We start from the raw sequence: 20,893 nt of genomic DNA, 5'->3' as shown, positions 1-20,893 counted from the left end.
GCCTAGCTGACCCGCGCAAACGCCGAGCGGGGCACCACTTGCGCTGATCGCAAGCAGTGCCCCGCTCGATGCGTTCGGGCTGGTCCGGCTCAGGAGGTCACGGGCTTGACCTCGGTGGCCGGGTTGCCGTCCACTGCCGCGGTCAGCTGCGGCACCAGCCGGTCGACCACCCACGGCACCGACAGCGGCGACACGAACGAGATGCCCGCGCCGTACGGGCTGGCCTCGTCGATCAGCACCTCGCGCTTCTCCTGCGCCACGCGCATCCCCGAGTACAGCGTGTCCTTGTCCAGGGTCGCGCGTCCCTCGTCCAGCCCGGGGACGATCCACGAAAGCACGTCCACGTTGAGCAGGTCGGTGCGCTCCGGGCTGATGTTCGCGCCGAACTTGTCGCCGATGACCTGGTCGAGGTTCGGCGGCAGGACAAAGCCGAGCGACGCCAGCACCCGCGAGCGCGGGTCCTCACTGCCGTAGATGAAGTAGCCCTGGTAGGTGGTCGCCATCAGCGCGCTCTTGCCCGCGAACTCCGGGTGCGCCTGCTTGACCGCGGCCAGCTTCGCGTCGACCTCGGAAATGATCTGCTCGCCGGCGCCGCCCCGGCCGACGGCCTTGGTGATCCGGCGGGTGCTCTCCTGCCACGGCACGCCGTAGTCCTTGAACTCCTTGGGCTGCGCCACGGTCGGTGCGATCTTCGCCAGCTTGTCGTAATGCTCCTGGGTCATCCCGGAGTAGAGGCCGAGGATGAGGTCGGGGCGCAGCGAGGCGATCTTCTCGAACTGCGGGTCGGTGGTGCCCTTCATCACCTCGGGCAGCGGCGCGCCGTTCAGCTTCTGCGTCGCCCATGGGCCGATCGCGCCGGGGAACTCGCCGACGAACTCGCTGGTGGCCACCGGCACCACGCCGACGGAGAGCAACGCGTCCTGGTCGGTGAGCCCGACCGTGACGATCCGCTTCGGCTCCGCCTTGATCTCGGTCGACCCGTACTTGTGGTCGATCGTCACCGGGAAGGCGGCGGGCTCGACCGGGACGGCACCCGGGACGGTCGGCGCCGCGGGGGCTTCCTCGCTGCCGCAGCCGGCCAGTGCGGCGCTGACCAACAGCGCCGAGGTCAGCAACCCGGCGAAACGCCGGAGTCGGCGGGTCGGGGATCGATCCATCGTCAGGTCCTTAGGTCGAATCGGGCAAAGGCAACTCAGGTTTGCCTAACCAAACATGTACGTCAAGTCCCGAGTGGCTCCCCTCGCAGCACAGCTTGGTCACTGTCGCTGACCGGACCACGCCGTCCACAGCCGCGCGTACCGCCCACCTGCGGCGACCAGCTCGTCGTGCGTACCCGACTCGACCACCCGGCCGTCGTCGAGCACCACGATCCGATCGGCGGCCGCCGCCTGGCTCAGCCGGTGCGCCACCACCAGTCCGGTGCGCCCTCGCAGCGCGGCCGCGGCGGACGCCTCCAGCACCCGCGCCCCCGCACTGCCCGCCTCGGCCGTCGCTTCGTCGAGGATGACGATCGGCGGATCGGTGAGGATCAGCCGCGCCAGCGCCAGCTGCTGGGCCTGCGCGACTGTGAGGCGATGACCGCCGTCGCCGACCACGGTGGCCAGCCCGTCCGGCAGCGCGGTCGCCCAGTCCAGCGCGCCGACCTCGGCGAGTGCCGAGTGCAACTCCTCATCGGTCGCCGACGGCTTCGCCAGGCGCAGGTCGTCGGCCAGCGGGCCGGCGAACACGTGCACCTCCTGACTGATCAGCGCCACCGCGCGCCGCGTGGCGGACGGTCCCAGCTCGGCCAGTGGGACCCCGCCCAGCGAGATCGACCCGCTCGATGGCGGATGGATACCGGCGATCAGCTTCGCCAGCGTGGTTTTCCCGGCGCCACTGGCACCCACGAGCGCGACCCGCTCCCCGGTGCCGATGTGCACGCTGACCTCGTGCAGCACGTCGTGGCCGGGCACGTAGGCGTGTCCGACCTCGGCGGTCTTCACCGAAGCGTCCACCGGAGCGGGCGACCGCTCGGGCTCCGGCGTGGACGGCAGATCGGCGACCCCGATCAGGCGCGCGAGGCTCGCCGTGGCCGCCTGCGCGTCGTCGACCAGCGCGAGTGCGGTCATGATGGGCCCGAACAGGCCGTGGAAGTACAGCGCCGCCGCCGTCGCCGTGCCGATAGTCACGCCACCGCCACGCACCAGCAGGAACCCGGCGATCAGCACCGCCGACAAGCCGACGAACTCGGCGTAGTTCAGCCGGGCGAAGAACGTCGTCACCAGCCGGATCCCGCGCAAGGACAAGGTCACCGCGGCATCGGACCGCTTGCGTACCCGCTCGACATGACTGTCGGCCAACCGGAACGCCCGGACCGTCCGCGCGCCACCGACCGTGTCGAGCAGCTGCTGGTGTTGCGCACCCGCGGCCACCCGCTGAGCGGCGTACAGCGGAATCGCCCGGCGCGTGTACCGGCGCACGGCGAACACCTGGATCGGCGCCGCCAGCAGCGCGGCGAGCAGGAACCGCCAGTCCAGCAACACCAGCGCGCCGAAGGTGAGCACGATGGTCAGCGTCGCCCGGGACAGCTCCGGCAGTGCCTCGCGAACGGCGCGCGCGATCACCGAGACGTCGCTGGTCACCCGCGAGGTGAGGTCGCCGGAGCCCGCGCGCTCGACTTCGGACAGGGGCAGGTTCAGCGCCCGCGCGACGAAGCTCTCCCGCAGTGCGGCGAGCATGGTCTCGCCCAGACGTGCCACCATGGAGATCCCGAGCGCCATCGCGATTCCCTGCGCCAGGGCCACCACGACCAGCGCGGCCACCGGCACCACCAGTGCGTCGGCGGACTCCTTGTTGACGACCAGGTCGACGATCGAGCCCAGCAGAGGAGCGATCGCCAGCCCGACCGCCGTCGCGGCGAAGAGCATCGCGAACGTGCCCACCGCGCGTCCGCGTTGCTCGCGCAACAGACCCGCGACCACGGTCCACGTCCGCGCGCCGGACGCGATCGGCAGCAGGGGACGCTCCGCGCTCACGAGAGCACCGCCGCACGGTAGGCGGGCAGGTCACGGACCAGATCGACGTGCCGTCCGACCGCGCTAACGGTGCCGTCCTCGATCAAAGCCACCCGGTCCGTCTCGGCCAGCAGGGCTGGGCTCGTGGTGACCAGCACGGTGGTGCGAGCCCGCCGGAACCGCGCCAGTCCGGAGGCGATGCGTGCCTCCGTGACCGTGTCCACGGCTGTCGTCGGGTCGTGCACCACCAGCACCGGCGCCTCCACGGCGAGTGCGCGGGCCAGTGCGACACGCTGCCGTTGCCCGCCGGAAAGCGAATGTCCGCGCTCGGTGATCGCGGTGTGCACGCCATCGGGCAGCGCACTAGCGACCTCGTCTGCGGCGGCCGCGGGCAGCGCCTCTTCGGAGCCCACGTTCTCCAGCAAGCTGCCTTCGAAGAGATCGGCGTCGTGCGCCGCGACCAGGATCGCGGCGCGAACCTCATATGGGTCCATCGACGACAGCGGCGTCCCGTCGAGGAGAACAGCGCCCTCGGCCGGATCGACGTCGCGGCCAAGACAGTCGAGCAAGCTCGTGGCAGCAGCGGGGTCGCCGGTCACCACCCCCACCAACTCGCCGGGCGCGATCTCCAGGTCGACACCCTGGAGTGCGCCGTGCCGCACTCCAGCCAGCCGAATCTCCCCGGCGACCTCCGCCGGAACCGCTCCGGTCCCACCTACGACGGTCTGCGGCGCGGCCAGCACCTCGGCCACCCGAGCTGCCGACGCCCGCCCCTGCGCGAGTTCCGCGTTCGCCCAGCCGAGCACGCTCAGCGGCCCGAGCAGGTACTGCGCGAGCCCGACGGCGGCCACCAGATCACCGATGCTGATCGAGCCGCTGATCGCGAGATTCCCGCCGACCAGCGCGACCAGGGCGATGAAGATGCCGGTCAGCGTGAGCACCGCACCGCTGTGCCAAGCCTGCGCGCGGGCCGCCCGCAGGGTCGCCCCCAGCGAGTCCTGACTCGTCCGGCGATACCGGTCGATCGCCGCGGGCTCAGCGCCGATGCCCTTGAGCACGCGCAGCCCGGTGACCAGGTCCGCGGCGACGCCCGACGCGTGCGCGGCCCGCTCCTGCTCAACACCGCTGCGGCGTTCGAGCGGCTTGCCGATCAGATGTCCGAGCCAGAGCAGGGGCGGAATGCCTAACAACACCAGCAGCCCGAGCGGCACGCTGACCAGCAGCAGGAACACAGCGCTGACCACGATCCCGGTGGCGGCCGCGATGCCGAACGGCAGCACCCCGTTCACCGAGCCGACGCGCCGCGCGTCCTCGGTCGCGATGTTCACCAGCGCGCCCGGCAAATGACCCGCCTCGGCACCGCCGCGCGGGTGCAGGATCCGCTCGCTCAGCTCCAGGCGGATGCGGTGTCCGGTGTACTCGGCAGCACGCTCGGCCAGCCGCAGCGCGTGCCGGTAGGTGTTCGACAACGCGGCGAACAGAGCCAACAGCACGATCAGCCAGGTCACCAGCTCGGCTGTCGAACCGGGCGCGATCGCCTGATCGACCACCACGCCGATCAACACCGGTACCAGCGCTTCACAGCCTTGGTGCGCGGCAGCGAGCACGGAAGCCGCGGTGAGGCGCCCCTTGTGCCCGCCGATCGCGCGTCGGAGCACGTCCCGGCCGGTCAACGTCGCCTCCCTGACTCACCTGAGGAATAGCTAGGTAAGGCTACCCTATAAGCTGCCGTGGACACGCTCATCGGAGGCTGGAGGCCGGGTTGGTAGTCGCACCGCCTGCCGAGCAGGCCGAGCAGATCAAGCCGGCCGGAGCGCGCACGAACCTGCTCCGCCTGGCCGGGATCCTGCTCGCCCTCGGCGTGCTCGCCTTCGTGTTCGTGCTCAGTATCGCGATCGGCACCAAGGACATCCCGCTCGCCACCGCCTGGCACGTGCTGTGGAACAACGACGGCTCCAGCGAGGCCGTGATCATCCACGAGCTGCGCATTCCGCGCACGCTGCTCGGGATCGTCATGGGCGCCGCGATCGGCCTGTCCGGTTCGCTGATGCAGGCGCTGACCCGCAACCCGCTGGCCGACCCCGGCCTGTTCGGCGTCAACCTCGGCGCCGCCGCCGCGATCGTGATCGGCATCGCCTTCCTCGGCGTCACCTCGATCTTCGGCTACGTGTGGTTCGCCTTCGCCGGCGCCGCGGCGGCTTCGGTGGTCGTCTACGTCCTCGGCTCGGCGGGCCGCAGCGGTTCCTCACCTGACCGCCTCGTCCTCGCCGGTGCCGCGGTGACCGCGATGCTGTTCGCCTTCATCAGCGCGGTGGTGCTGCTCAACGTCGAGGTGTTCAACAAGTTCCGGTTCTGGAACGTCGGCTCGCTGGTCGGCCGCGGCACCGACACCTTGTGGCAGGTGCTGCCCTTCATCGCCCTCGGCGTGCTCATCGCCCTGGTATTGGCTCGCCCGCTCAACGCGCTCGCCCTCGGCGACCAGGCGGCCAGCGCGCTCGGCGCGAACGTCACCGCCACCCGCGTGGCCGGCGCCATCGCGGTGACCTTGCTGTGCGGCGGCGCCACCGCGGCGATCGGCCCGATCGGCTTTGTCGGCTTGGCCGTGCCTCACGCCGCACGCTTGATCGTGGGCCCGGACCACCGCTGGGGCTTGCCCTATTCAATGGTGCTGGCGGCGATCCTCCTGCTCGGCGCCGACGTGCTCGGCCGGACCTTCGACGACACGGAAGAGGTGCAGGTCGGAATCATGACCGCGATCGTGGGTGCGCCGGTGTTCATCGCACTGTGCCGTCGCCGGAAGCCGGCGCGACTGTGAACGCGTTCAAGACAGTCGGCGCCATCCGGATTTTGCGCGCCCCCGGCGGCGGGATCTCGCTGCGCGTCCCGGCTCGTGCTGTCCTCGTTTGTGTGGTGCTGGCAATCGCCGTCGCGGCGGTCTCGGTGGTCAGCCTGACCACCGGCGACTACAAACTTTCCGTGCCGGAAGTGGTAGCCACGCTCTTCGGCCAAGGCCCGCCAGGAGCCGACTTCATCGTCACCACCCTGCGCTTGCCGCGCCTACTCGCCGCCCTGCTGGTCGGCGTCGCGCTCGCAGTAAGCGGCGCGATCTTGCAGAGCCTCTCCGGAAACGCACTCGGCAGCCCGGACATCATCGGCTTCACCCACGGTTCCGCCACCGGTGCGCTCATCGTCATCATCACCACCGCGGGTGGCATGCTGGAAACCGCGCTGGGGGCGCTGATCGGCGGAATGATCACCGCGATCGTGGTCTATCTGCTGGCCTTCAAACGAGGCATGCACGGCCTGCGCATGGTGCTCATCGGCGTCGGTGTGAGCGCGATGCTCCTGTCGGCGAACTCCTATCTGATCACCAGGGCGAGCTTGCAGGACGCCGTTTCCGCGCAAGCCTGGCAAGTCGGCGGCTTGAACGGCCGAGGCTGGGAACACGTACAGCCAGTTGCCATTGCCGTCGCCATTTTGCTGCCGATCGCCGCCTACTACGGCCGCCGGCTCTCCATGCTGGAGATGGGCGATGACGCGGCCAAGGGCCTCGGCGTGCCGGTGGAGCGGAGCAGGCTGGTCCTGTTCGGCGTGAGCGTGACCCTGTGTGCGGTAGCGACCGCAGCCGCCGGCCCGATCACCTTCCTCGCTCTCGCCGGACCCCAGCTCGCGCGTAAGCTGACCCGCGCCCCCGGCCCAGGCCTGTTGTCTTCCGCCTTGATGGGTGCGTTCCTGCTCGTCGCCAGTGACCTGGGGATCCAGCGTCTGTTCCCCTCCCAGCAACTACCCGTCGGGATCGCCACTGGCATCCTCGGCGGTGGCTACCTCGCGTGGCTGCTCGCAGTTCGCTGGCGTGCCCGTAGCTAGGCGACCGGCTGGCTACGCGCAGTTCACCAGCAGGGGCGTGATCACTGTGCACGTTACCGACGACTTGTCGTTCGCGGCATTGAGGTCTTCCGGCACTGAGCCGGACCGGGTCGCGGTAAACGTGAACGGGAGTCCGACGGTCAGCAGGCCGTAGGGCACAGAGAACGCGGCTGTGCCCTTCGCGCCGTTCGCCAGCTCGCCGACTGTGCAAGCCACCTTGCCAACTGATGGCGTGCAACCGGCCCCGGCCGTTGCCTTCAACCCAGCCGGAAGACTGGCGGTGACCGCGGTGCTCGTGGCGGGGTCTGGCCCGTTGTTCGTGACACTGACGGTGAAGTCGATTCGGCCGCCCAGCAGGCCCGGCCTCGGCGTGCCAGTGAGCTTGATCGTGCGGTCCGCCCTCGCGTCCACGGTGATGGCCGGGCCGGCAACACGCTCAGTGGCGTAGTTACTGCCGAAGAACTGCCCCTGCAGGGTATGCGTGAAGTCCGGCGCGTTAGCCGCGATCTTCAAGGTGAAGGTCACCTGGGCGGATTCTCCCGCCGAAAGCGCCTCGGGCAGCGTGCCCTGGTAACCGATCGGGCCATCGGGCCCGTCCACAGTGGAGCAGGTCACTCCGGAACAGCTGACGAGCGTGGTGTACGAGGTCAGATTCTGCGGTGTGCTGAACAGTCGAGCGGCGGGGTGGAGCACGGTGAACCCGTTGGTGCTCTTGACCGTTTCGGTGACGACCACCGTTCCGCCAGGATGCACGGTGGAAGTCGAGGTTGAGAGCTGGACCTCGGCGGTATCCGCTCCGGCCGTCGTGGCTCCTGCCAACGCCACGACTCCGCCCAGGAGCACGACAGCGAGCAGTCGTCGGGTTCGGCGCATCGTGGCACCCTCTCGCCAGGGCAGGCCCGGGACAGGCCAGCCGCTATCCATGATTCGTCCTACCGACCGAAGCCGTTACACCATCTGCAGGAGTTGATTGGTTCCAGATGTCTCGCCAGCCCGTCGAGCGTTGCTTCGGTAGCTCTGATCATGATCGAGAAGTCGCTGGCGAGGTGCGCTCGCGCTGTGTCGTGCAACCCGCGAGGCGTAGCTGATTCACGGGCTCCTTCTTATATGAACGATTCGCCGTTGTCGATTTCCAACTACGCGAAAGGTGTACTTGTTGCGTTTTTCGCTGGGAACTACTCCGTTCGACAGTTCGGCGATCGACATTCGGCCGCATTGATGCCTACCGTTGTCGCGTGTCCGATCAATCCAGGAAACTTTCCGACCAAGAACTCACCTCGAGTCATCTCGACGCCGTGCGCAAGTTCGACATGGCTTACGCGGAGCTGCTCCGTGGCATCGCTGAGATGCGGAACCGGGGACTGAAGCACGGTTTCAGCAGCTTCACCCACTTCCAGACTGAAACCGACCATGTCACGAAGGGCGAGGCTCTGGCTCGAGAGCGTGCGGCTGACCTGCTGTACCGACAACGTGGCTCAGATCCACCCGTGCTCGCCGAGGTTGGTGAGGCCCTGGCCAGCGGGGCGATCAACCGCGAGCACGTGGCCGAGATCTGCAAGGTGGCCAATGCCTTGTCGGACAAGGTTTCTGACGACGAGCTGACGGTGCACAAGCGAACCTTGCTCGACTTGGCCCAGCAGGCGCGGCCGCATGAGGTTCGGCGAGTTGGCCGGCGAATCGTGGACTTTGTCGAACAGAGCGGCAAGTCTCCAGAAGACGACGACCGCGAACAGGTTCGTCCGCAGTGCGCGTTGAAAATCTGGCAGGATGCTAATGGTCGCTGGCAGTTGCGAGGAGCACTCGATCGTGCCAACGCGCAGACTCTGCAGGGCCTCCTCGGCGTGCTGGCCAAGCCGAAGCCCAAGGATCCGGTGACCGGTGCCTTCGATCCGCGGTCCACGTCGGAACGGCAGGGCGATGCCCTGGTCGAGATCTTGGAACTCGCCGCTCGTTGTGATGACCTTCCGGTGCAGGGTGGCGAGTCGGCGATCCTGACGCTGAACATCAACCTGGACGAGATGAAGACGAACCAGCCGGTGCTGCTCAACGATTCGGCCTACGTCTCCATGAACACGGCTCGTCGGATCTGCTGTAGCGGTGCCGCTGTCACGCCGATGATCTTCCGCGGTGACGGCGAAGACCTGGTGCTCGGCAGGACGAGTCGCACAGCCAACAAAGCCCAGCGAAGAGCTTTGGCCGCTCGGGACCGCGGGTGCACTTTCCCGGGTTGTACGCGTACTCCTAAGTGGACCGAGCCACACCATGTCGTCTACTGGACGCACAGTGGCCAAACCGACCTCGACAACCTGGTCTTGCTGTGTGGTCACCACCACCGCGTCATTCACCACACGGAGTGGCACATTCGCATGATCAACCAGCGGCCTGCCTTCTACGCACCGCGCTGGCTCGACCCGGCGCAGACACCGCAGTACAACCTCGCCCACCGCACCCCCGAACGGGCTACCGCGTAGATTCTCGGTGGCAGCTTGATCGGCCAGGGAAAAGGAGACGGCGGAATGGTTTCGACGGAGAAGGTCGCGGTGGTGACCGGTGCGGGTTCCGGCCTCGGCAAGGTGGTGGCGCTCGCGCTGCTGGAGGACGGGTACCAGGTCGCACTCGCCGGACGGCGGCCGGAGCCGCTGGCCGAGACAGCGGCCGGGTTCGACGGGGCCGTGGTGGTCCCGACGGACGTGGCGTCGGCCGACTCCGTGGCGGCCCTGTTCGACGCCGTCCGTAACAAGTGGGGCAGGGTGGACCTGCTGTTCAACAACGCCGGGACTTCGGGGCCGGCCGGTGACGTCGACGAGATTTCACCGGAGGACTGGGCGAGTACGGTCGGGATCAACCTGACGGGTTCGTTCCTTTGTGCTCATCACGCTGTGCGTCTGATGAAGGAGCAGCGACCGCGAGGTGGGCGGATCATCAACAACGGATCGATCTCCGCGCACTCGCCGCGACCGCAGCGGGCTGCTTACACCGCGACGAAGCACGCGATCACGGGCTTGACCAAGCAGATCTCGCTGGACGGGCGTGCGTATGACATCGCGTGCGGGCAGATCGACATCGGCAACGCCGCGACAGACCTTGCTGCTGCGTTCGCAGACGGTGTTCCGCAGGCGAACGGGACGGTCATGCCTGAGCCGACGTTCGATCCGGCGCATGTGGCGAGTGCGGTGCTCTACATGGCGAACTTGCCGCTGAACACGAACGTGCAGTTCATGACCATCGCTGCCACGAACATGCCGTTCATCGGGCGGGGCTGAGTCGGGACGGGTAGCGCGGGATTGCTGCTGCAGCAAGTGGAGGAGGGTGCTGCAGCAAGGTGGAGAAGCGGAGGAGGCCGGCGACGACGCTGGCACCGGGCCTCCTCCGCCGACTCAGGAGATCGGCCGGTCAGTCGGCGCGATCGGAGCCGGGAGGATTTCCCGGCCGGTGAGCTGGGCGTCCACCGCGGCGGCCGCGGAGCGGCCTTCGGCGATTGCCCAGACGATGAGCGACTGTCCGCGGCCCATGTCGCCGGCGACGAAGACGTCGTCGAGGCTGGTGCGGAACTGCGCGTTTCTGGCTACGTTGCCTCGCTGGTCCAGTTCGACGCCGAGGTTTTCCAGCAGGCCGGCGCGTTCCGGGCCGACGAAGCCCATGGCGAGCAGGACGAGTTCGGCGGGCAGTTCGCGCTCGGTGCCCTCTATGGGGACGAACTTTCCGTTCTCCGAGCGGACTTCCACCAGGTTCAGTGCGCGTACCCGGCCCGAGCCGTCGTCGACGAACTGCTGGGTGTTCACCGAGTAGAGTCGCTCGCCGCCCTCCTCGTGGGCCGAGGAGACGCGGTAGATCATCGGGTAGGTCGGCCACGGGTGGGCGTCGGAGCGGGACTCCGGCGGGCGCGGCATGATTTCCAGCTGGGTCACCGAGAGGGCACCCTGGCGGTGGGCGGTGCCGACGCAGTCCGCGCCGGTGTCGCCGCCGCCGATCACCACGACGTTCTTGCCGTGCGCGTTGATTGTCGGGGTGTCGAGCGTTCCGGCGGCGACGCGGTTTGCCGGAGGCAGGTATTCCATCGCCTGATACACGCCGTCCAGGTCGCGGCCGGGGATGGGGAGGTCCCGCCAGGCGGTCGCGCCGCCGGCGAGCACCACGGCGTCGTGGTTGGCTCGCAGGTCTTCGACCGACAGGTCCTTGCCGACGTTCACGCCGGTGCGGAATTCGGTGCCCTCGGCGCGCATCTGGTCTAGGCGCCGGTCTAGGCGGTGCTTCTCCATTTTGAACTCGGGAATGCCGTAGCGCAGAAGGCCGCCGATGGCATCCGCCCGCTCGTAGACCACGACGGTGTGGCCGGCCCGGGTGAGCTGCTGCGCGGCGGCGAGGCCGGACGGGCCCGAGCCGACCACGGCGACCTTCTTCCCGGTCCGCTTCTCCGGAAGTTGCGGAGTGACCCAGCCTTCCTCGAAGGCGCGGTCGATGATCGAGATTTCGACGCGCTTGATGGTGACCGGGTCGTCGTTGATCCCGAGCACGCAGGCGGTTTCGCACGGAGCCGGGCACAGTGTGCCGGTGAACTCCGGGAAGTTGTTGGTCGCGTGCAGACGTTCCGCCGCCGCGCGCCAGTCCTCCTTCCACACCAGCGTGTTCCACTCCGGAATGAGGTTCCCGAGCGGACAGCCCTGGTGGCAGAACGGGATGCCGCAGTCCATGCAGCGGCCCGCCTGCTTCTCCAGCTTGCTGGTCGCGAAGTCCTCGTAGACCTCCCGCCAGTCGAGCAGCCGCAGGTCCACCGGCCGCCGCTGCGGCAGTTCGCGTTCGGTGGTCAGAAAGCCCTTGGGGTCAGCCATGTGCGGCCTCCATGATCGCCTCGTTCACGTCACGGCCTTCGCGTTCGGCGGCAGCCTGCGCGAGTAGCACTCGCTTGTAGTCCTTCGGCATCACCTTGCCGAACCTGGTCACCGCGGCGTCCCAGTCGGCCAGCAGTTCGCGGGCGATGGCCGACTCGGTCTCGTCGTAGTGCCGTTCGACCGCGTCGCGGAGCAGTTCGGTGTCCTCGTCGTCGAGGGGTTCCAGCTCCACCATCTCGGTGTTGAGCCGCTTCGTGTCCACGTCGAGCAGGTAGGCGATGCCGCCGGACATGCCGGCCGCGAAGTTGCGCCCGACCGTGCCGAGCACGATCACCCGGCCGCCGGTCATGTACTCGCACCCGTGGTCGCCGACGCCTTCCACCACGGCCAGCGCACCGGAGTTCCGCACGCAGAACCGTTCTCCGACGCGGCCGCGGATGAAGATCTCCCCGCTGGTCGCGCCGTAGCCGATCACGTTGCCGGCGATGATGTGGTCCTCGGCGGCGTACTGCGCCTCGCGCGGCGGGCGGACCACGATCCGGCCACCGGACAGGCCCTTCGCCACGTAGTCGTTGCCGTCGCCGATCAGGCGCAGCGTGATGCCCTTCGGCACGAACGCGCCGAACGACTGCCCCGCGGTGCCGGTGAAGGTCACGTCGATCGTGCCGTCCGGCAGGCCTTCGCCGCCCCAGCGCTTGGTCAGCTCGGAACCCAGCATGGTGCCGACGGTCCGGTTCACGTTGCGCACCGGCAGCTCCAGCCGCACCTTGTCCCCCGAGTTCAGGGCGCCCTCGGCCAACTGGATCAGCGTGTTGTCGAGTGCCTTGTCCAGACCGTGGTCCTGGGGGACGACCTGGTGCCGCGAAGCCCGCGGCTCCAGCTCGGGCACGTGGAAGATCGGCGACAGGTCCAGCCCGGAGGCCTTCCAGTGCTCGACCGCCTTGCGGGTGTCGAGCAGCTCGGCGTGCCCGACCGCCTCGGCGATCGACCGGAAGCCCAGCTGCGCCAGGTACTCCCGCACCTCCTGCGCGATGAACTCGAAGAAGTTCACCACGTACTCGGCCTTACCGCTGAACTTCTCGCGCAGCACCGGGTTCTGCGTGGCCACTCCGACCGGGCAGGTGTCCAGGTGGCACACCCGCATCATGATGCAGCCGGAGACCACCAGCGGCGCGGTCGCGAAGCCGAACTCCTCCGCACCCAGCAGCGCGGCGATGACCACGTCCCGGCCCGTCTTGAGCTGACCGTCGGTCTGCACCACGATCCGGTCCCGCAGCCGGTTCGCCAGCAGCGTCTGCTGCGTTTCGGCGAGCCCCAGCTCCCACGGGCCGCCCGCGTGCTTGATCGACGACAGCGGCGAAGCGCCGGTACCGCCGTCGTGCCCGGAGATGAGCACCACGTCGGCGTGCGCCTTGGACACCCCGGCCGCGACCGTGCCGACGCCCACCTCGGACACCAGCTTCACGTGGATGCGGGCGTTCGGGTTGGCGTTCTTCAGGTCGTGGATCAGCTGCGCCAGGTCCTCGATGGAGTAGATGTCGTGGTGCGGCGGCGGCGAGATCAGGCCGACCCCCGGCGTGGAGAACCGCGTCTTCGCGATCCACGGGTAGACCTTCGCGCCGGGCAGCTGCCCACCTTCGCCGGGCTTCGCGCCCTGCGCCATCTTGATCTGGATGTCGTCGGCGTTGACCAGGTACTCGCTCGTGACCCCGAACCGGCCACTCGCGACCTGCTTGACCGCCGAGCGGCGCTCCGGATCGTAGAGCCGGTCGGCGTCCTCGCCGCCCTCACCGGTGTTGGACTTGCCGCCCAGCCGGTTCATCGCGATCGCCAGCGTCTGGTGCATCTCCTTGGAGATCGAGCCGTAGGAGATGGCACCGGTGGCGAACCGCTTGACGATCTCGGATACCGGCTCGACCTCCTCGATCGGCACCGGCGCCCGGGCGCCCTCCTTGAAGCCGAAGAGCCCGCGCAGCGTCAGCAGGCGCTCGGCCTGGTCGTCGACCTGCTTGGTGTACTCCTTGAAGATCTCGTACTTGCCGGACCTGGTGGAGTGCTGCAGCTTGAACACCGTCTGCGGGTTGAACAGGTGCGGTTCACCCTCGCGGCGCCACTGGTAGTCGGCGCCGGTCTCCAGCTCGCGGTGGCTCGGGCGCACGCCGTCGGCCGGGAAGGCCCGCCGGTGCCGCAGCGCGACCTCCTGCGCGATGGTCTCGAACCCGATGCCGCCGAGCCGCGAGGTGGTGCCGGTGAAGCAGGTGCTGATGACCTCTTCGCCCAGCCCGATCGCCTCGAAGATCTGCGCGCCGGTGTAGGAGGCCACGGTGGACACACCCATCTTCGACATGGTCTTGCGCACGCCCTTGCCCAGCGCCTTGATCAGGTTCCGGGTGGCCTGCTTCGCGTCGACGCCGTCGATGTGCCCGGCCGAGGCGAGCTCCTCCACGGTGGCCATCGCGAGGTACGGGTTGACCGCGGCCGCGCCGTAGCCGATGAGCAGCGCGATGTGGTGCACCTCGCGCGCGTCCCCGGCCTCGACGATCAGGCCGACCTGCGTCCTGGTCTTCTCGCGGACCAGGTGGTGGTGCACCGCGCCGGTGAGCAGCAGCGACGGGATCGGCGCGTGCTTCTCGTCGACACCGCGGTCGGACAGCACGATCAGCCGGGCGCCCTCGGCGATCGCCTGCGACACCTCGGCCCTGATCTCGTCCAGCCGCCGGGTGAGCGCCTCGGCGCCACCCTCCACTTCGTACCTGCCGAACACGGTGACCGCGGCGAACTCCGGCAGGTCGCCGTCGTCGTTGATGTGCACCAGCTTGGCCAGCTCGTCGTTGTCGAGCACCGGGAACGGCAGCACGATGCGACGGCACGACCCGGCGTCGGCGGTGAGCAGGTTCGGCTCGGCACCGAGCTGCGCGCCGAGCGCGGTGACCAGCTCCTCGCGGATCGCGTCCAGCGGCGGGTTGGTCACCTGGGCGAACAGCTGGGTGAAGTAGTCGAACAGCTGCCGCGAACCACTGGACAGCGGGGCGAGCGGCGAGTCGTTGCCCATCGAGCCGATCGGCTCCGCGCCGGTGCGGGCCATCGGCTCGAGCAGGACGTCCAGCTCCTCTTCGGAGTAACCGAACGCCTGCTGCCGGCGGACCAGCGCGGCGTGCGGTGGCACTTCGCGCTCCCGCTCGGGCAGATCCTCCAACTGGACCAGGCCCTGCTCGACCCACTCCTGGTACGGGTGCTCGGCGGCGAGCCCGCCCTTGATCTCGTCGTCGTCGATGATGCGGCCTTCGGCGGTGTCCACCAGGAACATCCGGCCCGGCTCCAGCCGTCCCTTCCGGACGATCGTCGCCTGGTCGATGTCCAGCACGCCGACCTCACTGGCGAGCACGACCAGGCCGTCCTCGGTGACCCAGTAGCGCGCGGGCCGCAGGCCGTTGCGGTCGAGCACGGCGCCGATCTGGGTGCCGTCGGTGAAGGCGACCAGCGCCGGCCCGTCCCACGGCTCCATCAGCGTGGAGTGGAATTCGTAGAACGCCCGGCGGGCCGGGTCCATCTCCTCGTGGTTCTCCCAGGCTTCCGGGATCATCATCAGCACCGCGTGCGGCAATGGCCGTCCGCCGAGGTGGAGCAACTCCAGCACCTCGTCGAAGGAGGCCGAGTCGCTGGCCCCGCGGGTGATCACCGGGTAGAGCCGCTCGAGGTCGCCGGGGATCAGCTCGCTGGCGAGCATCGACTCCCTGGCGTCCATCCAGTTGCGGTTGCCGCGCAGGGTGTTGATCTCGCCGTTGTGCGCGACGTACCGGTAGGGGTGCGCCAGCGGCCACGACGGGAAGGTGTTGGTGGAGAAGCGGGAGTGCACCAGCCCGATGGCGCTGGTGACGCGCTCGTCGGTGAGGTCAGGGAAGAAGCTCTCCACCTGCGCCTCGGTGAGCATTCCCTTGTAGACGATGGTGCGCGCCGACAGGCTCGGGAAGTAGACCTCGTCCTCGGCCAGTTCGTGCTCGGCGCGCTTGCGCACGCAGAAGGCGGCCCGTTCCATGGCGAGTCCGGTCTGCTCGGGGGAGCGCGGGCCGAGGAAGAGCTGGCTGAAGTGCGGCATCGTGGCGGCCGCGGTCGGTCCGGTGTGCTCGGTGCGCACCGGGAGTTCGCGCCAGCCGAGCACCTGGGTGCCCTCTTCGGCGGCGATCCGTTCGATCGCGCTCATCGCGCGGCCGCGGGCCGTTTCGTCGACCGGCAGGAAAGCGGTGCCGACGGCGTACTCGCCCGGCTCGGGCAGGTCGAAATCGGTCACCGCGCGGAAGAACTCGTCCGGAACCTGGATCAGCAGGCCCGCGCCGTCACCGGTTTCCGGTTCGGCGCCGCGGGCGCCGCGGTGTTCGAGGTTCCGCAGCGCGACCAGTGCCTTGCGAACGATCTGGTGGTCTCGTCTCCCGGTGAGATCCGCGACAAAGGCGACCCCGCAGGCGTCGTGCTCGTACTGCGGGTCGTACAGGCCCGCTGGCCTGCGATGGTGCTGATCATGGCGGGTCACGGCTGGCCGCCTCCTCGGGCGTAGGCAGTACCGGGTTGTCACCCGATCGGGCCGGTCTGGCGGACTCGGCTAACGGGCGGACCCCGGACTGCGATGGTCAGTCGAGAGCGAAGACGCGTAAGCCCGGAAAATCCTGGGCACGCTGATCGACTAGAGCCACACGGCACTGGGTGGCCTGCGCACGGCACTGTGCACGTCGTCGGTGTGCGCTGGGCACACGTGGGTAAGCGCTGCTGCCGAGATCCGCGTGGTGGTGGTCTGCTCGGCGTGCGCTACCTACTCCCGGGTTCGCCGGGTCTTATGACAGTAGTGTGAAATTTCCATTATCGGGACACGTCGCGGTCACGGCGTGGGAAATGCCACGCGAAGGTTGACGGCCCGGTTACGCCGGAGTTAACCGCGCGTTGGGTCGCGAGCATGGCGATGACCTGCGCGAATGCCGCGCTCGGCGGCAACTTGATCGTTCCGGCGTCAGGCGGCTGCCGAGCCGGGTCCGGGTTCGGCGGCCCTGGAAATCACCCGGAAGCCAATCGCCCGGTAACCCGCGGCAGTCAGTTTCGCGGGCACTCGGCAGCCGCGCGCGCCCGCCGCGGCGGCGGTGAACAGGCCCCGATGGGCCAACTCCCGAACAGTGTTCTGGTGGCAGCAGGCGAGGCCGTCGACGAACAGGTCGGGTTCGCTGCTGCAGGTGGTCTCGGCGCGGCCGCGGCCGACCGCGCGCAGGATCGCTCGTTCCCGATGGCTGAGCTCTTCCAGTGGCATCTCGAGACTCCTTCCCCGCACCGCCAGTGAACCTCGCGGCACCGACAATTTCGGACACGGATGACGAACCGAACGGGTTCACCTCGGTCCTCAAGCGGCTGCCGGGTCCTATGTGGACAAGTAAGCCAGTGCTCGCCCTGTCGCGACTCCGCCTGATCTTGTCTTCAATGGGGTGATGCGGGATTTGCGAGCGGCGTTGCGGGCGGAACTGGGTGAGCGGGTGGCCGTCGACGCGGGCACCCTCGCGTTGTACAGCACGGATGCTTCTAACTACCGGCATGAGCCCGTCGGGGTGGTGTGGCCGCGGTCGGTCGAGGAGGCCGAGGAGATCGTCGCGGCCTGCCGGGAAGTCGGAGCTCCGATCGTCGCCCGCGGTGGCGGGACGAGCATCGCGGGCAACTCCTGCGGGCCGGGTGTGGTCCTCGATTTCTCCCGCTACTGCAACCGGTTCGGGGAGGTCGACCCGGAAAACCGGACGGTGTGGGCGGAACCGGGCGTGGTGCTCGACCGGTTGCAGGCGGCGGCCGCACCGCATCGACTGCGATTCGGCCCCGACCCGTCCACGCACAGCCGGTGCACGCTCGGCGGCATGATCGGCAACAACGCCTGCGGGTCGCACTCGGTGGCCTGGGGCCGGACCGCCGATGCCGTGCGGAGCATGGACGTCCTTCTCTACGACGGCACGCGGCTGACCGTGGGCGCAGACACCGGCGTGCCACCGGAGCTGCGGACGCTGGTGCGCGACCACCTTTCCCTGCTGCGCACCGAACTATCGCCGTGGTCCCGCCGGGTTTCCGGGTACGGGCTCGAGCACCTGCTGCCGGAGAACCGGACGAACCTGGCGAAAGCGCTCGTCGGCAGTGAGGGCACCTGCGTGACGGTGCTCGGTGCGGAGCTGGCGCTGGCCGAGCTGCCCGGGGAGCGTGTGCTCGCCGTGCTCGGCTTCGAATCCGACATCGCGGCGGCGGACGCGGTGCCGTCGATCCTGCCGTGGTCCCCGCTCACCGTGGAGGGTGTGGACGCGGAACTGGTTTCGCTGCTGGATTCCTCGCGTGGCACGCACCTGCCGCGCGGCGCGGCTTGGCTGTACGTCGAGCTGGGGGCGGACACGCAGGAGCAGGCTCTGGAGCGCGCGCGGGCGTTGACCAAGGACCTCGCCGCGCAGCTCACCGGACATGTGGTGCTCACCGAGCCGAAGGCGCAGCGGCAGTTGTGGCGCATCCGGGAGGAGGGCGCCGGCCTGGCGACCCGGCTCGCGGACGGGTCGGAAGCCTGGCCTGGTTGGGAGGACGCGGCGGTTCCGCCGGAACGCCTCGGCGCCTACCTGCGCGAGTTCAAGCAGTTGATGGCCCAGCACGGCCGGAAGAGCGTGGTCTACGGCCACTACGGCGAGGGCTGCCTGCACATGCGGCTGGACTTCGACATGTTGTCCAGGCCGGGGCTCGCGGGCTTCCGGAAGTTCCTGGAGGAGGCGGCGGACCTGGTCGCCGCGCACGGCGGCTCGCTCTCCGGCGAGCACGGTGACGGGCAGGCGCGCTCCGAACTGCTGCCGCGCATGTACAGCCCCGAGATGATCGCGTTGTTCGGCCGGTTCAAGGCGATCTTCGACCCGGACGGCAGGATGAACCCGGGCGTGCTCATCGAACCTCGCGCGCTCGACGCGGACATCCGGGTGCGGACGGCGCCGTCGTCGATCGATTCGGTGACTTTCCTTGGGTACCCGGAGGACCGCGGCAGTTTCGGGCAGGCGGTGCGGCGGTGCGTCGGGGTCGCGAAGTGCCGCAACACCGAGGGCGGCGGGGTGATGTGCCCGAGCTACCGCGCGACGCTGGACGAGAAGCACTCGACCCGCGGCCGGGCGCGGCTGCTCGCCGAGATGATCAACGGCGAAGTGATCCGCGACGGCTGGCGGTCCGAGGAGGTCCGGGAGGCGCTGGACCTGTGCCTGTCGTGCAAGGGCTGTCTGTCGGACTGTCCGGTGGATGTCGACATGGCGACCTACAAGGCGGAGTTCTACCACCAGCACTACCGCGGGCGGCTGCGCCCGGCAGCGCACTACTCGATGGGCTGGCTGCCGTTGTGGCTGCGCTTCGCCGGGCTCGCGCCCCGGCTGGCGAACGCGGTGGTGAAGCGGCCGCGGCTGGCGCGGTTGCTGAAGCGACTCGGCGGCATCGCGCCGGAGCGCGACCTCCCGGCGTTCGCCCGTCCGTTCACCAGGACGCCGGTCAGGTCCGGGGCAGGGCGTGGAGTGGTGCTCTGGCCGGATTCGTTCAACAACTACTTCACTCCGCACGTGCTCGAGGCCGCGGCCGAGGTGCTCACCGCGGCCGGATACCGCGTCGTGCTCCCGGGCGAGGGTGTCTGCTGCGGGCTGACCTGGGTGTCGACCGGACAGCTCGGCGTCGCGCGGAAGGTGCTGCGACGCACGCTCTCGGTGCTCAAGCCCTACCTCGACGCCGGTTATCTGGTGGCCGGCGCCGAACCGAGCTGCACCGCGTTGTTCCGGGGCGACCTCCAGGCGCTGCTGCCGGACGACCCGCTCGCCGCGGTCCTGGCCTCACGGACGCGGACCCTCGCCGAGCTGGTGGCGGACTCCGATCTGGAGTTCCGCTCGCTGGACCTGCCCGCGGTCAGCCAGGTGCACTGCCACCAGCATGCGGTGCTCGGGTTCGACGCGGACGAGCGCGTGCTCGCCGGGGCCGGGGTGCGGAACTCCACCCTGGACTCGGGGTGCTGCGGGCTGGCCGGCAACTTCGGGTTCGAACGCGGGCACTACGAGGTGTCGGTGGCCTGCGCCGAGGACCGGCTACTGCCCGCACTGCGGGAGACCGACCCCGGCACGCTGGTCATCTCGGACGGGTTCAGCTGCCGGACGCAGATCGCGCAGGAGTCCGACCGGGAGGCCGTTCACCTGGCCGAGGTGCTGCGCCGGGCCCTGCCGGAGTCCCGCTCTTGATCAGGCTCCGAACCAGCGTTGGGCCAGCGCGTCCAAGGTCGGCCGCTCCGGCTCCGGCATGACCTTCAGGTACCAGGGCAGATTGCTGTAGACGTGCAGCAGCGTGTACGCCAGGCAGCGGCGGGCGAAGTCGGCGTCCAGCTGCTCGGGGGTGTAGCCGTAGGCCAGCAGAAGGCGGCGGAAGAACGCCAGGTCACCGCCCGCGACGAACACCCCGACGGCGACCAGGTCGTACTCCGGCGCGCCCCGCATGGCGGGCTCGAAGTCGAACAGCCCGGTCAGCGCCCAGCCGTCGGCCTCGCGCCGGACCAGGAGGTGGTCGCGCATGAACTCGGTGTGCAGGAGCACGGGCTTCGGGGTGCCGAGTTCGACTTCGGCGAGGAAGCCCGGGATCTGCTCGAGCCACTCGTCGGCCAGTCCGGCCCTCCGCTGCTGCTGGACGGCCTTCGCGCGTTGGATCGCGACGAACTCGGACCAGTCGGCGGGGCCGAGGTCCGGAGCGGGAGTGCGGTGCAGCGCGGCCAGCGCCTCGCCGAGCCGCTGGGCCAGCGCGTCCTTGTCCTCGCCGGTGAGGCGCGGCCAGGCACTGCTCAGCGACTCGCCGGTGAGGCGGCTCATCAGCACGTAACCCCAGCCGTCGACCTCGCCGGTCCGGTCGAGGTGCGGAGTCGGGATCGGGAGCCGGCCCTCGAGTGCGCGCAGCACGCCGGTCTCGGTGCCGACCTCGTCCAGGTGCACCGGCGGGAACAGCTTGAGCACGAGGTCGTCGCCGACCGCGTAGACCGGCAGCGAGCCGTTCCCGAAGCGCTCGACCCGCCGGCCGGCCAGGCCCAGGTCGGCCAGCAGGGCGGTGACCCCCGGCCGCAGCTGCTCGTCGACGAGCGCTTCGAACTGTTCCTCGGTCACGGCCTCGGGAAAGAACGGCATGCGCGGACCGTAGAACACGGCGGCGGCATCT

Annotated in this window: 13 protein-coding genes; 5 read left to right on the top strand and 8 right to left on the bottom strand. The window is 69.2% G+C overall.

The window, feature by feature from the left end; all coding sequences use genetic code 11:
* Positions 1 to 89: 89 nt before the first annotated feature.
* The 3 genes from YIM_RS40040 to YIM_RS40030 all read right to left on the bottom strand — a co-directional run bounded on the left by YIM_RS40040 (position 90) and on the right by YIM_RS40030 (position 4,666).
* Positions 90 to 1,157 carry an iron-siderophore ABC transporter substrate-binding protein gene (locus YIM_RS40040; protein ID WP_153035316.1) on the bottom strand — a complete coding sequence of 356 codons (1,068 nt, stop codon included), beginning with the start codon at positions 1,155 to 1,157 and terminating at the stop codon, positions 90 to 92.
* Positions 1,158 to 1,256: 99 nt separating this feature from the next.
* The gene (locus tag YIM_RS40035) at positions 1,257 to 3,014 is read right to left on the bottom strand and encodes an ABC transporter ATP-binding protein (protein WP_153035315.1); all 1,758 of its coding nucleotides are present in this window, start codon (positions 3,012 to 3,014) and stop codon (positions 1,257 to 1,259) included.
* The gene (locus YIM_RS40030; RefSeq protein WP_228004313.1) at positions 3,011 to 4,666 is read right to left on the bottom strand and encodes an ABC transporter ATP-binding protein; all 1,656 of its coding nucleotides are present in this window, start codon (positions 4,664 to 4,666) and stop codon (positions 3,011 to 3,013) included. Before YIM_RS40030 ends, YIM_RS40035 begins: the two co-directional genes overlap by 4 nt.
* 89 nt (positions 4,667 to 4,755) lie before the next feature.
* Between YIM_RS40030 and YIM_RS40025 the strand changes: the two genes are divergently transcribed.
* Complete coding sequence (locus YIM_RS40025) at positions 4,756 to 5,808, top strand: FecCD family ABC transporter permease (RefSeq protein WP_370468915.1); 1,053 nt, start codon at positions 4,756 to 4,758, stop codon at positions 5,806 to 5,808.
* A complete protein-coding gene (locus YIM_RS40020; protein ID WP_228004312.1) occupies positions 5,805 to 6,860 on the top strand; it encodes an iron chelate uptake ABC transporter family permease subunit in 1,056 nt (351 codons plus the stop codon). The genes YIM_RS40025 and YIM_RS40020 overlap by 4 nt, the downstream gene beginning before the upstream one ends.
* A gap of 12 nt (positions 6,861 to 6,872) precedes the next feature.
* Here YIM_RS40020 and YIM_RS40015 read toward each other — a convergent pair whose 3' ends face one another.
* Complete coding sequence (locus tag YIM_RS40015; protein ID WP_194239905.1) at positions 6,873 to 7,733, bottom strand: DUF11 domain-containing protein; 861 nt, start codon at positions 7,731 to 7,733, stop codon at positions 6,873 to 6,875.
* A gap of 362 nt (positions 7,734 to 8,095) precedes the next feature.
* Between YIM_RS40015 and YIM_RS40010 the strand changes: the two genes are divergently transcribed.
* Both YIM_RS40010 and YIM_RS40005 read left to right on the top strand, forming a co-directional pair.
* On the top strand, positions 8,096 to 9,331 hold the full coding sequence (locus YIM_RS40010) for an HNH endonuclease signature motif containing protein (RefSeq protein WP_153035313.1): 1,236 nt from the start codon (positions 8,096 to 8,098) through the stop codon (positions 9,329 to 9,331).
* Between the two features lie 45 nt (positions 9,332 to 9,376).
* Entirely contained in the window at positions 9,377 to 10,123 is a 747-nt protein-coding gene (locus YIM_RS40005) for an SDR family oxidoreductase (RefSeq protein WP_153035312.1), read from the top strand.
* 114 nt (positions 10,124 to 10,237) lie between these two features.
* On the opposite strand, the gene YIM_RS40000 is transcribed toward YIM_RS40005, so the two are convergent.
* The 3 genes from YIM_RS40000 to YIM_RS39990 all read right to left on the bottom strand — a co-directional run bounded on the left by YIM_RS40000 (position 10,238) and on the right by YIM_RS39990 (position 16,979).
* The gene (locus tag YIM_RS40000; RefSeq protein WP_153035311.1) at positions 10,238 to 11,689 is read right to left on the bottom strand and encodes a glutamate synthase subunit beta; all 1,452 of its coding nucleotides are present in this window, start codon (positions 11,687 to 11,689) and stop codon (positions 10,238 to 10,240) included.
* Positions 11,682 to 16,217, bottom strand: a complete 4,536-nt coding sequence (gene gltB / locus YIM_RS39995; RefSeq protein WP_153035310.1) for a glutamate synthase large subunit — start codon at positions 16,215 to 16,217, stop codon at positions 11,682 to 11,684. The genes YIM_RS40000 and gltB overlap by 8 nt, the downstream gene beginning before the upstream one ends.
* Before the next feature lie 471 nt (positions 16,218 to 16,688).
* Positions 16,689 to 16,979, bottom strand: coding sequence for a hypothetical protein (locus YIM_RS39990; protein WP_153035309.1), 291 nt, complete (start codon positions 16,977 to 16,979; stop codon positions 16,689 to 16,691).
* 175 nt (positions 16,980 to 17,154) lie between these two features.
* Here YIM_RS39990 and YIM_RS39985 point away from each other — a divergent pair, with 175 nt between their 5' ends.
* Positions 17,155 to 19,935 carry an FAD-binding and (Fe-S)-binding domain-containing protein gene (locus YIM_RS39985; RefSeq protein WP_153035308.1) on the top strand — a complete coding sequence of 927 codons (2,781 nt, stop codon included), beginning with the start codon at positions 17,155 to 17,157 and terminating at the stop codon, positions 19,933 to 19,935.
* On the opposite strand, the gene YIM_RS39980 is transcribed toward YIM_RS39985, so the two are convergent.
* Complete coding sequence (locus YIM_RS39980; RefSeq protein ID WP_153035307.1) at positions 19,936 to 20,862, bottom strand: phosphotransferase family protein; 927 nt, start codon at positions 20,860 to 20,862, stop codon at positions 19,936 to 19,938. It abuts the gene before it with no gap.
* Positions 20,863 to 20,893: the final 31 nt, after the last annotated feature.

This window comes from Amycolatopsis sp. YIM 10 (assembly GCF_009429145.1).
Lineage (GTDB): Bacteria > Actinomycetota > Actinomycetes > Mycobacteriales > Pseudonocardiaceae > Amycolatopsis.
The sequence above is the reverse complement of the archived record's forward strand: the minus strand, read 5'-3'. Positions and strand labels throughout refer to the sequence as shown.